This is a genomic window from Arthrobacter sp. P1_D4 (genome assembly GCF_056406115.1).
This window is the reverse complement of sequence record NZ_JBFUAU010000008.1, coordinates 153,659-166,321: the sequence shown is the minus strand read 5'-3', so window position 1 is coordinate 166,321 and position 12,663 is coordinate 153,659. Positions and strand designations below refer to the sequence as shown.

At 67.6% G+C, this 12,663-nt stretch carries 12 protein-coding genes; 2 read left to right on the top strand and 10 right to left on the bottom strand.

Annotation, left to right across the window (positions count from 1 at the left end; all coding sequences use genetic code 11):
* Positions 1 to 54 precede the first annotated feature (54 nt).
* Genes AC1D0A_RS09445 through AC1D0A_RS09430 form a run of 4 tightly spaced genes read right to left on the bottom strand, consistent with a single transcriptional unit; the run spans position 55 to position 3,349 of the window.
* On the bottom strand, positions 55 to 1,587 hold the full coding sequence (locus tag AC1D0A_RS09445; RefSeq protein ID WP_243179611.1) for a tripartite tricarboxylate transporter permease: 1,533 nt from the start codon (positions 1,585 to 1,587) through the stop codon (positions 55 to 57).
* Positions 1,580 to 2,119 carry a tripartite tricarboxylate transporter TctB family protein gene (locus AC1D0A_RS09440; RefSeq protein ID WP_243179612.1) on the bottom strand — a complete coding sequence of 180 codons (540 nt, stop codon included), beginning with the start codon at positions 2,117 to 2,119 and terminating at the stop codon, positions 1,580 to 1,582. The genes AC1D0A_RS09445 and AC1D0A_RS09440 overlap by 8 nt, the downstream gene beginning before the upstream one ends.
* A 2-nt stretch (positions 2,120 to 2,121) precedes the next feature.
* Positions 2,122 to 3,168, bottom strand: coding sequence for a Bug family tripartite tricarboxylate transporter substrate binding protein (locus AC1D0A_RS09435; protein ID WP_476945665.1), 1,047 nt, complete (start codon positions 3,166 to 3,168; stop codon positions 2,122 to 2,124).
* A 52-nt stretch (positions 3,169 to 3,220) separates the two neighbouring features.
* Positions 3,221 to 3,349, bottom strand: coding sequence for a hypothetical protein (locus AC1D0A_RS09430; RefSeq protein WP_476945664.1), 129 nt, complete (start codon positions 3,347 to 3,349; stop codon positions 3,221 to 3,223).
* Here AC1D0A_RS09430 and AC1D0A_RS09425 point away from each other — a divergent pair.
* Positions 3,341 to 4,921: an ATP-binding protein gene (locus AC1D0A_RS09425; protein ID WP_476945663.1), complete on the top strand. Its 1,581-nt coding sequence runs from the start codon at positions 3,341 to 3,343 to the stop codon at positions 4,919 to 4,921. The two genes, AC1D0A_RS09430 and AC1D0A_RS09425, sit on opposite strands and share 9 nt — an antisense overlap.
* A complete protein-coding gene (locus AC1D0A_RS09420) occupies positions 4,918 to 5,646 on the top strand; it encodes a response regulator (protein WP_243179615.1) in 729 nt (242 codons plus the stop codon). Before AC1D0A_RS09425 ends, AC1D0A_RS09420 begins: the two co-directional genes overlap by 4 nt.
* A 470-nt stretch (positions 5,647 to 6,116) precedes the next feature.
* On the opposite strand, the gene AC1D0A_RS09415 is transcribed toward AC1D0A_RS09420, so the two are convergent.
* The 6 genes from AC1D0A_RS09415 to AC1D0A_RS09390 all read right to left on the bottom strand — a co-directional run bounded on the left by AC1D0A_RS09415 (position 6,117) and on the right by AC1D0A_RS09390 (position 12,659).
* The gene (locus AC1D0A_RS09415; RefSeq protein ID WP_079551424.1) at positions 6,117 to 6,959 is read right to left on the bottom strand and encodes an HpcH/HpaI aldolase/citrate lyase family protein; all 843 of its coding nucleotides are present in this window, start codon (positions 6,957 to 6,959) and stop codon (positions 6,117 to 6,119) included.
* Entirely contained in the window at positions 6,956 to 7,528 is a 573-nt protein-coding gene (locus tag AC1D0A_RS09410; RefSeq protein ID WP_476945662.1) for a MaoC family dehydratase, read from the bottom strand. The genes AC1D0A_RS09415 and AC1D0A_RS09410 overlap by 4 nt, the downstream gene beginning before the upstream one ends.
* Positions 7,525 to 8,286 (bottom strand): CoA transferase subunit B, encoded by a 762-nt coding sequence (locus tag AC1D0A_RS09405; protein WP_028277096.1) that lies wholly within the window; start codon positions 8,284 to 8,286, stop codon positions 7,525 to 7,527. The genes AC1D0A_RS09410 and AC1D0A_RS09405 overlap by 4 nt, the downstream gene beginning before the upstream one ends.
* A gap of 2 nt (positions 8,287 to 8,288) precedes the next feature.
* Positions 8,289 to 9,089: a CoA transferase subunit A gene (locus tag AC1D0A_RS09400; RefSeq protein WP_243179617.1), complete on the bottom strand. Its 801-nt coding sequence runs from the start codon at positions 9,087 to 9,089 to the stop codon at positions 8,289 to 8,291.
* 19 nt (positions 9,090 to 9,108) lie between these two features.
* Complete coding sequence (locus AC1D0A_RS09395; RefSeq protein ID WP_223914042.1) at positions 9,109 to 10,272, bottom strand: acyl-CoA dehydrogenase family protein; 1,164 nt, start codon at positions 10,270 to 10,272, stop codon at positions 9,109 to 9,111.
* A gap of 107 nt (positions 10,273 to 10,379) precedes the next feature.
* Positions 10,380 to 12,659 carry an acetyl/propionyl/methylcrotonyl-CoA carboxylase subunit alpha gene (locus AC1D0A_RS09390; RefSeq protein WP_476945661.1) on the bottom strand — a complete coding sequence of 760 codons (2,280 nt, stop codon included), beginning with the start codon at positions 12,657 to 12,659 and terminating at the stop codon, positions 10,380 to 10,382.
* Positions 12,660 to 12,663 lie beyond the last annotated feature (4 nt).

The window sequence follows — 12,663 nt, the reverse complement described above, 5'->3', positions numbered from 1 at the left end:
GAATGAGTGTCGTCATTCCGGCCATTTGCGGCAAATTCAGTTCAACGCCCGCGCTTAGACGGAGACCTCTTCCTTCGCCGGCGCAGCCTCCAACGTTGTCTGGCGGCGGCGCAGCCACCACGAGGCGGCGAAGATCAGTGCCATGGAGACGTACACCACCAGGGCGAATGGCGAGGAGAACAAGGCCGTGGGGTCGTTTTGCGAGAGCTGCAGCGAACGCCGCAATTGCACCTCGAACATCGGCCCCAGGATCATCGCCACCACCATGGGCGCCACGGGATAGCCGTAGCGGCGCATGAAGTAGCCCAGGATGCCCACCACCAGCAGGATGCCGACGTCGCTCGGGGAGAAGTTCACCGAGAAGGCGCCGAGCGCGGCGAAGACCAGGATGCCGGCGTAGAGGTAGGGCCGCGGGATCTGCAGGATCTTCACCCACAGGCCCACCAGGGGCAGGTTCAGCACCAGCAGCATGAGGTTGCCGACGTACAGCGACGCGATCAGGGTCCAGACAAGCGCGCCCTGGTTTTCGAACAGGAGCGGACCGGGCTGGATCTGGTAGCGCTGGAACGCCGTGAGCATCATGGCCGCCGTCGCCGTCGTCGGGATTCCGAGGGTCAGCAACGGCACCAGGACACCGGCGGCCGCCGCGTTGTTGGCCGCTTCCGGTCCGGCGACGCCTTCGATCGCGCCCTTGCCGAACTGGGCCTTGTTGGCGCCCTTGGCCAGCTTCCGCTCGGCGGCGTAGGACAGGAACGTGGAGACGTCGGCGCCGCCGGCCGGGACGGTGCCGATCGGGAACCCGATGAAGGTTCCGCGCAGCCACGGCTTCCAGGACCGCTTCCAGTCCTCCTTGGACAGCCAGGCGTTCTTGCCCTTGCTGACCGGGATCAGCTCCACCGGGCCGTGCCGCAGCTTCGATGCGACATATAGCGCCTCGCCGAGGGCAAAGAGGCCCACGGCCACGAGGACCATGTCGACGCCGTCCACCAGGGTGGGGTTGTCGAACGTGAAGCGCTGCTGGGCCGTGCTGTCATCGATGCCGATCAGGCCGATGAACAGCCCGAGCGCCAGGGATGCCAGGCCGCGCAGGACGGAGGCGCCCAGCAGCGCGCCGACGGTCAGGAAGGCCACCACCATGAGGGCCACGTAATCCACGGGGCCGAGGCCGACGGCGAAGTCGGCCACGACGGGTGCCAGGAAGGTCAGCAGGACCGTGGCGATGGTGCCCGCGATGAAGGATCCGATCGCCGCCGTCGCCAGGGCTGCCGCTCCCCTGCCGGCTTTGGCCATCTTGTTCCCTTCAAGCGCCGTGACGATCGAGGAGGACTCGCCCGGCGTGTTCAGCAGGATGGAAGTGGTGGAACCGCCGTACATGCCGCCGTAGTAGATCCCGGCGAACACGATCAACGCGGCCGCGGGGTCCAGGGCATACGTGATGGGCATGAGCAGGGCCACGGTCATGGCGGGGCCAATGCCGGGCAGCACCCCGACGGCGGTGCCGACGAAGACCCCGCCCAGCGCGTAGAGCAGGTAGACGGGCTGCAGCGCGGTGCTGAATCCCTCGAGCAGGAGCATGAAGCTATCCATGGAAGAACGGCACCCCCTCGAGCAGCGGCCCCGGCGGCAGGGACACGCCGAGCAGGCCGCCGAAGACGTACTGCAGCACCAGCGCCAGGATCACGGACACGCCGATCGCCTTCCAGAGGGGTTTGGCGTCCAGGGACCAGGCGGCACCGCTGAAGAGCACGGCGGCGGCCACCGGCCAGCCGGCCGGCTCGATCAGGAAGATGTGCAGCACCACGAAACCCACGAGTTTGGCCAGGGCCACCCAGTCGGTCTTGGCGGTCACGTCCAGGTCTTCGCTGTCCTCGGCCTGCCCGACTTTGCCGCGGAGGACCTGCAGGACCACCCCGGCGCCGCACAGCACCAGCAAGCCACACACGATGTAGGGGAAGGCCCGCGGGCCGATGCCGGTCTCCGACGGCGGGATCGGAATGGATCCCGCCGTCGCCAGGCCCGCGACGCCCACGCTGACGAACACGAGGGCGAACAGGATCTCCCCTGTCGGCCGTTTGGCGGGCGCCGCGGCGGGTGCCGACGTTGATGCGAGGTCAGACACTGTTACTTGACCAGGCCGATCTGGGTCAGGGTGGTCTTGACCTTGGCGATGTCCTCGGTCAGGAAGGTCTTGAAGCCGTCACCGGCCAGGAACGCGTCGTCCCAGTTGTTCTTGGTCAGGGTGGACTTCCAGGCCTCGGACGCGTGCAGCTTGGTGACGACGTCGGTCAGCTTCGCTCGCTGGGCGTCGTCGATGGACCCGGGGGCCACCACGCCGCGCCAGTTGGTCAGCACGACGTCGATCCCCTGGTCCTTGAGCGGCTTGATCCCGGGAAGCGCCGGGGCCTCGGCCTTTCCGGAGACGGCGAGCGCCCGGACCTTGCCGGCCTTGACCTGTTCGGCATACTCGCCCACGCCGGAGATGCCGGCCTGGACCTTGTTGCCGAGCAGCGCCGCGATGGACTCGCCGCCGCCGGAGTAGCCGATGTAGTTCAGCTTGTCCGCTTCCACGCCCTGGGATTTCAGGATCTGCCCGGCCAGGATGTGGTCCGCGCCCCCGGCCGAGCCACCCGTGATGGCCACGCCCTTGCCGTTGGCCTTGATGTCCGCGACGAGGTCGGCGACCGACTGGTATTTCGACGACGCCGGCACCACGAGAACCAGCGGCTCTTCGGTGAGCCGCGCGATCGGGGTGGTGTCTTCGAGCCGGGTCTTGGCGCCATTGGTCTCGACCGCACCCACCATGACGTAGCCCATCACCATGAGGGTGTTGACGTCCTTCTCGGTGGCGAGCTTGGCGAGGCCGTTGGTCCCGCCGCCGCCGCCAATGTTAGTGACCTGGGCGGAGGAGACGAGTTTGTTGGTCTGCAGGTCCTGCTGCATGGCGCGTCCGGTCTGGTCCCAGCCGCCGCCGGGGTTGGCCGGGACGATGATGCTGAGCTTCTTGATCGGATCGGCGCCCGCGGACCCGCCGGCAGCCGTGCCGGTTCCGCTTCCCGCGCAGGCGGACATGGCCAGGACGACTCCGGCGGCGCCGGCAATGAGGGCGGCGCGACGTGTGTGGGTGGGACGCGTGAAAGCGGGCCGCGTGAAAAAGTTCTGGGCAGTCATGGTTTCTCCTTGAGCGAATGTGATGCACATCATTGGAATCACGTCACTGACCCTAGGAGCGCCCGCCGAACGGCAACAGCATTTGGCCGTAGAGGTAGTAGTGGTCATATTGGTCACGGCCCTGGCCGTCTTTTTGGCGGGCGGGCTGCGCCCGCAATGGGAAACTTGTGACATGTTTCACAGGATTCCCCTTCGGTTCCAGCTGGTCGCATTGCAGCTGGGCATCGTGCTGGCTGTCCTCACGGTGGTGGGGGCCGTGACCATCCGGATGCAGGAACAACAGCTCCGTGACGCCTACAAGGGCAGGCTGATCGGCGTCGCCGAAAGTGTTGCCCAGCTGCCCTCGGTCATCAACGCGTTCGGCACATCGTCGCCGGCGCAGACCATCCAGCCGATCGCGGAAGTCATCCGGCAGGCATCCAACGTCACCTATGTGGTGGTGACGGACCGGCACGGGGTCCGGCAGTCGCACCCCAATCCGGCGGAAATCGGCCGGCCGGTCTCCACCGATCCGTCCGTGCCGCTGTCCGGGGAGATCTATGTGGGTACCCAGACGGGCACACTCGGTGAGTCCTGGCGGGTGAAGGTTCCTATCTTCGATGCGGCAGGCGCCGTGATCGGCTCCGCATCCGTGGGAGTGCTGGAGAGCACCCTGGCCGCTGACCTCCATGAGGACATGCCGCAGCTGTTCGGCTGGCTGCTCGGGGCGGCGCTGCTGAGTTCGATGGGCGCGATGTATGTCTCGAAACTGGTGTGGCGGCGGATCTACAAACTCGAGCCCGAGGACATCGCTGCCCTGCTGGAAACGCGCGACGCCATGCTCCACGGCCTGGGTGAAGGACTGGTGGCGGTGGACGCCGACGGCAGGGTCGCGCTGGTCAACGATGAGGCACGCCGCCTGCTCGCCCTGGCCGGGGACATCACCGGGACCCCTGCAGAGGCAAGCCTGGAACCGGCGGTCCTCCGCTTGCTCTCGGCCGGATCCGCCACGGAGGAACTGGTGCTCTCGGGTGAACGGATACTGCTGGGCAAGGTCAATGCGGCCACCGTCGACGGCCGCGAAGTCGGCAAGGTGCTGATCCTGCGCGACCGCACGGAGCTCCACACCGTCCTGCGTGACCGCGACGGCGCCGTGGACGTGACGCAGGCACTCCGCGCCCAGGCGCACGAATTTGCCAACAAACTGCACGTCATCTCCGGGCTGCTGGAGCTCGGAAAGCAGGACAAAGCCATCGAATACCTGGGCCGCAGCCACAACGACGCCGTCTTCGCGAACCGGCCGCTGGCGGCCGGAATCACCGACCACGGGGTCCATGCGCTGCTGATCGCCAAGTCCACGGTCTGCGCCGAGCGCGGCATCGAGATCATCGTCAGCCCGGATTCGCTGTGCTCGGTTGATGACTCAGGCGACGTCATCACGGTGCTGGGCAACCTGATCGACAACGCTGTGGACGCTGCGGGTTACGACAGCACTGTTGCCATCCGGCTGGGCGAGAGTGCCGACGGCGGGCGGACCATCGTGGTGGAGGACGACGGACCCGGCGTCCCGGTTCCTGAACGCGCTAAAGTGTTCGAGCCCGGCGTGACCAGCAAGGAGTCCGAGGGAATCAACAGCCGCGGGTTTGGGCTGGCCCTGGTCCAGCGGGTTGCCCTCCGGCGCGGAGGCCGGGCGGCAGTATCCTCATCGGTGTTGGGCGGAGCCTGCTTCTCGGTAGTGCTCAGGACAAAAGAGGCGGAACTACAAAACCAATGAGCGCCATACGCACCCTCATCATTGACGATGACGTAGCAGTGGCCGGGATCCATCACGGGTTCCTGCTCGCACGCGGCGGATTCGACGTCGTGGCCATGGCCCACACCGGGCAGCAGGGCATCGATCTGGCCGCGGAGCTGGGCCCGGAGCTGGTGTTGCTGGACATCCATCTGCCGGACATGTCCGGCCTGGACGTCCTGCAGCGGCTGCGCGCGCGCCGGCGGCCCGTGGATGTCCTCGTGATCACCGCGTCCAGGGAGCTTGACACGGTCCGCGGCGCGATGGCCGGCGGTGTGCTGCACTACCTGGTCAAGCCCTTTTCCTCGCAGGCATTGAACGAACGGCTCGACGAGTACGTCATGCTGCGGGACCATCTGGCCTCCGGCGCTTCCGGGCCGCTTGACCAGGCGAGCATCGACCGCCTGGTGGCGCCCTCCCGCCGGTCCGGGGCGGCGGAAACCCCGGCGGGTCAGGCCGCCCAGCCAGACCAGGCCGCCGTACGGCTGCCCAAGGGACTGTCGCGCCCCACCCTGGACGCGGTCATCGAGGCACTGAAGGCCAGTCCGGAGGACGTCTCGGCGGCCGGCCTGGCGCTGCAACTGGGCCTGTCCCGGGTCAGCGCCCGCCGCTACCTCGAGTACCTCGTAGTTCACGGCCATGCCCGGCTGACGCCCCGCTACGGAGCCGCGGGCCGGCCGGAGAACCGCTACCTCTGGCGCCGCTGACATGTCCGGTTCTTGGAGGCAGCATTGAGCATGTCCAGTTCATGACGGCCACACTGAGCATGCCCAGTTCATGACGGCCACACTGAGCATGCCCAGTTCATGACGGCCACACTGAGCATGCCCAGTTCTTGGGGCAGCCCGGGACACGTGGCACAAATGCGGGGCACGGGCCGCGGAGACTGGCCGAGGTTCAGAGCCACAAGCCACCCATTCGACGCAGATGGCCGCAATAGGACCAGCCAATCCGGCCATCTGAGGCGAATCGACGAAGTCAACCCCGGCCGGATCCCACCTCGGCACCCACGACGATGCCCGGCCATCCTCCGGGACGCCGGCAGCCACTCAGGGACCCATTGGCAGTGGCCGCGGAGACTGGTCGAGGTGCATCCACGACGATGCCCGGCGCCAGCCCCGGGACGCCGGCCAGCCCACTAACCCAGAGCACGTGTCGGTGGGTAGCCGTCCCGCGGTCAGGACCCGACGCGGCCCGCGCGGCGCAGTGTGGACGCGGCGTGCTTGAGGATGGGCCCGTCGACCATCTTGCCCTTGAACTGGAAGACGCCCGAGCCGGCTGCGGAGGCGGCATCGAGCAGCTCCGCGGCTGCCGAGACGTCGGCCTCGGAGGGTGCGTAGGCTTCGCGGACGACGGCCACCTGGTCCGGATGGATGCAGGCCTTGGACGAGAATCCGGATGCCACCGCGTCACGGGATTCGAGGGCCAGACCGGCCAGATCCGGGATGTTGACGTAAACGGCGTCGATCGCGTCCTTGCCGAAGGCGCCGGCGGCCAGCAGCACGCTGGAACGGGCGTGCAGCGCGACGGCCCGGTAGCTGCCGTCCTCCGCCCGGCTCGAGGTTCCGCCGAGCGATGCCAGCAGGTCCTCCGCACCCCACATCAGGGCCACCACATTGGGCTCGGCGGCGATGGCGGCGGCGTTGAGGACGCCGGCGGCCGTCTCGCAGAGGGCAATTACGCTGTAGCCCTCGAGTTCCCTCAGCTGGGCAGCGCTCTCCGCCTTGGCCAGCATGATGTGCCGGTAGGGCGTGTGCTTGAGGCAGTGCAGGTCCTTCTCGAACTCGTCCGTGCCGGCCGGGTTGACCCGTACGATCGTGCGGGACGGATCCAGTTCCGGGACGTCGCCGGTGGCGCCAAGCTGGGCAAGGATGGCGCCGCGGGCCCGCTGCTTGTCGGCAGGGGCAACGGCGTCCTCAAGGTCTACGATCACGGTATCGGCGCGTTCCGCGGCTTTCTGGTACCGCTCGGGGCGGTCGGCGGGGCAGAACAGCAGGGCAGGGCCCATCAGGAAACTCATGTCTCTATTCTCCCCTTTTGCGCCGCTTCCAGCTCGGCAGCGGCGTGGGCCTCGCGTGTCCACATCAGGCAACTGCGGGCGGCGAGCGCCACCACGTCCCCGTGCTGGTTCCGTCCGGTGTGCTGCATGGTCACGATGCCCTGCCCCGGGCGGGACGCGGACAGCCTCTTCCCGGTCACCACCGTCTCCGTGTAGAGGGTGTCCCCGTGGTACAGCGGGTGCGGAAAAGACACATCCATCAGGCCGAGCTGGGCGATGATGGTGCCCTGGGTCAGCTGCGGCACGGACTGGCCCACCACGGTGGCCAGGGTGAACATCGAATTCATCAGCCGCTGGCCGAAGGGCTGCCCGGCGCTCCAGGCCGCGTCGAGGTGCAGGGCCTGGGTGTTCATGGTCATGGTGGTGAACAGGACGTTATCCGTCTCCGTGACCGTCCGGCCCGGCCGGTGGGCGTAGACCACGCCCTCATCCAGCTCATCGAAATAGAGGCCGCGCTGCTCAATCACCCGGGGGGTGCCGGTACCCGGGTGCGCGCCTGTGCCCGGTGAAGTCGTGCCTGCATCACTCATACGGTCAGTTCCTGGTCTTCCTCAAAGAGTTCGGCTCCGGTGGCCGCCACGACGTCCTCCACGGACACGTTCGGCGCCAGTTCCCGCAGCACCAGCCGGGACTTCCCGCCCTCGGTCACGACGTCGATCACGGCGAGGTCGGTGATGATCCGGTCCACGCAGCCTTTGCCGGTCAACGGCAGCGTGCAGGTTTCCACGATTTTCGGCTTGCCGTTGCGGTCCACGTGATCCATCATCACGATCACCTTCTTGGCCCCGAACACCAGGTCCATCGCGCCTCCCATGCCCTTGACCATCTTGCCCGGGATCATCCAGTTGGCGAGGTCGCCGTTGACGGCGACCTCCATGGCGCCGAGCACGGCCACGTCCACGTGGCCGCCCCGGATCATGCCGAAGGAGGCTGCGGAATCGAAGAACGCCGCGCCCTTGTTGACCGTGACGGTTTCCTTGCCGGCATTGATCAGGTCGGGGTCGACTTCATCCTCGGCCGGGTACGGCCCGACGCCCAGGATGCCGTTCTCCGAATGCAGCACCACCTCGACGCCGGCCGGAATGTAGTTGGGTATCAGCGTCGGCATGCCGATGCCGAGGTTGACGTACTGGCCGTTGTGCAGTTCCTGCGCGACGCGGGCCGCGAGTTCATTGCGGGTCCAGCCCTTGCCCTCAGCACCGGCGGCGTGTTCGACGGCGGAGCGCCGGTATTCGTGGCGCACGGCCTCGGGACGGGGCGGGGCCTCTGCGGCTTTGTTCGTTTCCACGGCTAGGCTCCTGCCTGCTCCGGCGACAGTTTTGGTGTGCCGGAGGCGCTGGTGGCCACCGCAACCGTCCGCTTTTCAATGCGTTTCTCGCCCTGCGGGGCCAGAACCACGCGCTGGACGAAGATCCCCGGGACGTGGACGTGCTCCGGGTCCAGCTCCCCCGGCTGCACGAGCTCCTCGACCTCGGCGATGGTGATCTTCCCTGCCATGGCGCACAGCGGGTTGAAGTTCATGGCCGTGGCGTGGAAGACGAGGTTGCCGTGGCGGTCACCCTTCCAGGCGTGCACGAGGCCGAAGTCGGGCGTCAGCGATTCCTCCAGCACGTACTCGGCGCCGTGGAAGCTGCGGACTTCCTTCGGGGCGGAGGCAATCGCGACGTTGCCCTCGGCGTCGTACTTCTGCGGCAGGCCGCCTTCGGACACCTGGGTGCCGACGCCGGCCGGGGTGTAGAACGCGGGGATACCCGCGCCGCCGGCGCGCAGCTTTTCGGCCAGCGTGCCCTGCGGGGTGAGGACCACCTCCAGCTCGCCGGAAAGGTATTGCCGGGCGAACTCCTTGTTCTCCCCCACGTAGGAGCTGATGGTGCGCCGGATCCGGCCGTCCTTGAGCAGGATCCCGAGGCCCCAGTCGTCGACGCCGCAGTTGTTGCTGACGGTTTCCAGGTCCGTGGCACCGCGCTCATGCAGGGCCTCGATCAGCGTCACGGGAATGCCGCACAGCCCGAACCCGCCGACGGCGAGCGAGGCGCCGTCGTGGATGTCCGCGACAGCCTCGGCGGCGCTGGCAACAACTTTGTTGATCATCGGTGATCCTTCCGGCCGGCTACAGTCCCAGTTCGCGGGCGATCAGCATCAGCTGGACCTCCGTGGTGCCCTCGCCGACTTCAAGGATCTTGGAGTCGCGGTAGTGGCGCGCCACGGTGAATTCGTTGATGAAGCCATAGCCGCCGAACACCTGGGTGGCGTCCCGCGCGTTGTCCATGGCTGCCTCGCCTGCGACCATCTTAGCGATGGCCGCCTGCGTCTTGAACGGCTTGCCGGCAAGCATCCGGGCGGCCGCGTCGTAGTAGGCCAGGCGGGCCGTGTGGGCGCGGGCTTCCATCCGGGCGATCTTGAATGCGATGGCCTGGTATTTGCCGATGTTCTGCCCAAACGCGCTGCGTTCCTTGGCGTATTTCACCGACTGGTCCACGCATCCCTGGGCGGCGCCGACGGCCAGGGCCGCGATCGCGATCCGGCCTTCGTCCAGGATGGAGAGGAAGTTGGCGTAGCCGCGGCCCTGGGTACCGAGCAGGTTCTCCTCGGGGACGTGGACGTTGTTGAACGTCAGCGGGTGGGTGTCCGAGGCGTTCCAGCCGACCTTGTTGTAGGCCTTTTCCGCGGTGAAGCCCGGAGTGTTGGTGGGCACCAGGATGGTGGAGATTTCCTTCTTGATGCTGCCGTCCGCGCGTTCCTCCTGGCCGGTGACCGCGGTGACGGTGACGAGCCTGGTGATGTCGGTGCCGGAGTTGGTGATGAACTCCTTGTTGCCGTTGATGACCCACTCTCCGCCGCCCAGCTTGGCGGTGGTCTTCGTCCCGCCGGCGTCCGAGCCGGCTTCCGGCTCGGTCAGGCCGAAGCCGGCGAGCGCCTTGCCGGAGGCCAGCAGCGGCAGCCATTCCTGCTTCTGCGCCTCGTTGCCGAAGCGGTGGATCGGCATCGCACCGAGCGAGACGCCGGCCTCGAGGGTGATCGCGACAGACTGGTCCACCCGGCCGAGCTGTTCCAGGGCCAGGGCCAGAGCGAAGTAGTCCCCGCCCATGCCGCCGAACTCTTCCGGGAACGGCAGGCCGAACAGGCCCATGTCCGCCATCTGGGAGACGACCTCGTAGGGGAAGCTGTGCTCTTCGTCGTGCTTGGCGGAGACAGGGGCCACCACCTCGTCGGCGAATTCGCGGACGGTGTCGCTAAGGATCTGGTAGTCCTCGCTGAGTTCAAAATCTGCCATGGGGTGTCTCCTGTGTCTGAGGTACATCTGTGGTCTGGTGAAAAGGGGTGTTGGCTGCGCTGTGGTTGGTCAGCCGGGGTGAGGGCGGTGGTGTCAGTAGGGTGCGGTCATTCGGCCGCGCCCATGGCGATGACCGCTTCCTCGATCGTGTCCTCGGCTTTCGAGGGCTCCGTCGGGACGGCGGGGTGGATCGTCGCCAGCACCTGGTCTGCCTTGACGAGGTCGCCGGAGCCGACGCTGATGTGGACGGTTCCGTCCAGGGGCGCCACGAGCTGGTGCTCCATCTTCATGGCTTCGACCGAGAGCAGGACCTGGCCGGCCTCCACGGTGTCGCCGTTGCTGACGGACACGGACACCACGGTGCCGGGCATCGGCGAGCGCACCGCCGGGTCGGCGGCGCCTTCCTCGCGTTCGATCGCCGCCAACACCCGGGCAAGCCGGGTCTCCCGGGTGAGCACCTCGAGGCGGCAGGACCAGCCCTCGCTGCCGAGGAAGATTTCCGACAGGACGCGGGGATCGGGAGCCATCCAGCTCTGGGCGGGGGGACCGGTGCGAACGGGTGCAAGTGCATAACTGCTGGTCTCGCCCTCGAGGGTGAGCACCGGGCGATCCCGCGCGGTGAACTCCATGAAGGCTGTGAGCTGCGGACCTCCGTTAACCCTTACAGTGACTTGCTCCCCCGCGACCGGGCCCCTCACCTCCACTGTGGCGACGCCCCCGTCGGGGGTTCCCAGGCTGATCCGGCGCGGCGCCGGCGCACCGATCCGCCAGCCGTCGCGGCGCTGCCACGGGCTGCCTTCACGCTCCTCCTGCTTGGCTTCCTCCGCCATGGCCAAGGCGTACAGTGCGGCGACCACAAGTTCGCTGTCGCCCACCCGCCGGAAGCTGAATTCCGGCATCTTGCGTTCGATCAGGCCGGTGTCGAGCCGGCCGGCGCGGACGTCGGCGTCGTTGATCAGCAGCCGCAGGTATTCGACGTTGGTATCGATGCCCAGCACTGTGTACCCGGCGAGCGCCTCGTCCAAGGTATCGAGGGCAGTCGTTCGGTCTTGGCCCCAGGCAATGACCTTGGAAATCATCGGATCGTAGCTGGAGGAGATCTCGAGTCCGTGGACGAGGGCGGAGTCCACCCGGACGCGGCCGTGGGCCGTTTCGACTTCGTTGCGGGCCGGAGCACTCGGGCGCTGGGCCGGGCCGGGCAATTCGTCCAGCAGCAGCACTTCACCGCCGGAGGGCAGGAAGTTCTTCTCCGGCACCTCAGCGTAGACGCGTGCCTCCACGGAGTGGCCGGTCAGGACGACGTCGGCCTGGGTCACCGTAAGTTCCTCGCCGGCGGCGATGCGCACCTGCCATTCGACGAGGTCAATGCCGGTGACCATCTCGGTGACCGGGTGTTCGACCTGCAGGCGGGTGTTCATCTCCATGAAGAAGAACTCGTCCGGGGCGGCGTCCGAGACCAGGAATTCCACGGTCCCGGCGCCGGAGTAGTGGACGCTGCGCGCGGCCTGGCAGGCGGCCTCGCCGATCCGGGCGCGGATCTCCGCTCCGTCGGGCAGGGATTCCAGCAGCGGGGACGGTGCTTCCTCGATGACCTTCTGGTGGCGGCGCTGCAGCGAGCACTCGCGCTCCCCCAGGTGGATGACGTTGCCGTGGTTGTCCGCCAGGATCTGGACCTCGATGTGCCGCGGCGTGAGCACGAGCCGTTCCAGGAACAAGGTGTCGTCGCCGAACGCACTCGCGGCGACCCGGCGTGCGGTGGCCAGGGTGGCTTCCAGGTCCTCGGCGCGTTCGACGATGTGCATGCCCTTCCCGCCGCCGCCGGCGGAGGGCTTGATCAGCAGCGGGAACCCGACGCCGGCCGCGGCCTCGATCAGCTGCGCGTCACTCATGCCGGGTTCAGCGATGCCCGGGACCACGGGGACGCCGTAGCCGGTGACGTGGTTCTTGGAGCGGATCTTGTCGCCCATGACGTTGAGGGATTCGACGCCGGGGCCGATGAACGTGATCCCGGCGGCTTCGAGGGCACGGGCGAAGTCGACGTTCTCGCTCAGGAAGCCGTAGCCGGGGTGCACGGCCTCGGCGCCGGTGTCGCGGCAGGCCTGGATGATGGCCTCGATCTTGAGGTAGCTCTCGGTGGCCGCGGCGGGGCCGATCCGGACCGCCACGTCGGCTTCCCGCACGTGCCGCGCGTCGGCGTCGGCGTCGGAATAGACGGCGACCGAACGGATGCCGAGGGCGCGCAGGGTCCGGATGACGCGGCAGGCGATTTCGCCGCGGTTGGCGACGAGCACGGTGCCGAACAACGGGGTGCCGGTTGTGGGGGTGGCTGGAGGGGTGGCCACGGAAGGCGTGGTGGGCGAAGAGATGGTCGGCGAAGAAAGGTTCATGGCT

What these genes read in the sequence shown, in the direction of transcription:
- AC1D0A_RS09445 (WP_243179611.1), bottom strand. Translation starts at nt 1,587, where the DNA reads ATGGATAGCTTCATGCTCCTGCTCGAGGGATTCAGCACCGCGCTGCAG.
- AC1D0A_RS09435 (WP_476945665.1), bottom strand. Translation starts at nt 3,168, where the DNA reads ATGACTGCCCAGAACTTTTTCACGCGGCCCGCTTTCACGCGTCCCACC.
- AC1D0A_RS09425 (WP_476945663.1), top strand. Translation starts at nt 3,341, where the DNA reads ATGTTTCACAGGATTCCCCTTCGGTTCCAGCTGGTCGCATTGCAGCTG.
- AC1D0A_RS09420 (WP_243179615.1), top strand. Translation starts at nt 4,918, where the DNA reads ATGAGCGCCATACGCACCCTCATCATTGACGATGACGTAGCAGTGGCC.
- AC1D0A_RS09415 (WP_079551424.1), bottom strand. Translation starts at nt 6,959, where the DNA reads ATGAGTTTCCTGATGGGCCCTGCCCTGCTGTTCTGCCCCGCCGACCGC.
- AC1D0A_RS09410 (WP_476945662.1), bottom strand. Translation starts at nt 7,528, where the DNA reads ATGAGTGATGCAGGCACGACTTCACCGGGCACAGGCGCGCACCCGGGT.
- AC1D0A_RS09400 (WP_243179617.1), bottom strand. Translation starts at nt 9,089, where the DNA reads ATGATCAACAAAGTTGTTGCCAGCGCCGCCGAGGCTGTCGCGGACATC.
- AC1D0A_RS09395 (WP_223914042.1), bottom strand. Translation starts at nt 10,272, where the DNA reads ATGGCAGATTTTGAACTCAGCGAGGACTACCAGATCCTTAGCGACACC.
- AC1D0A_RS09390 (WP_476945661.1), bottom strand. Translation starts at nt 12,659, where the DNA reads ATGAACCTTTCTTCGCCGACCATCTCTTCGCCCACCACGCCTTCCGTG.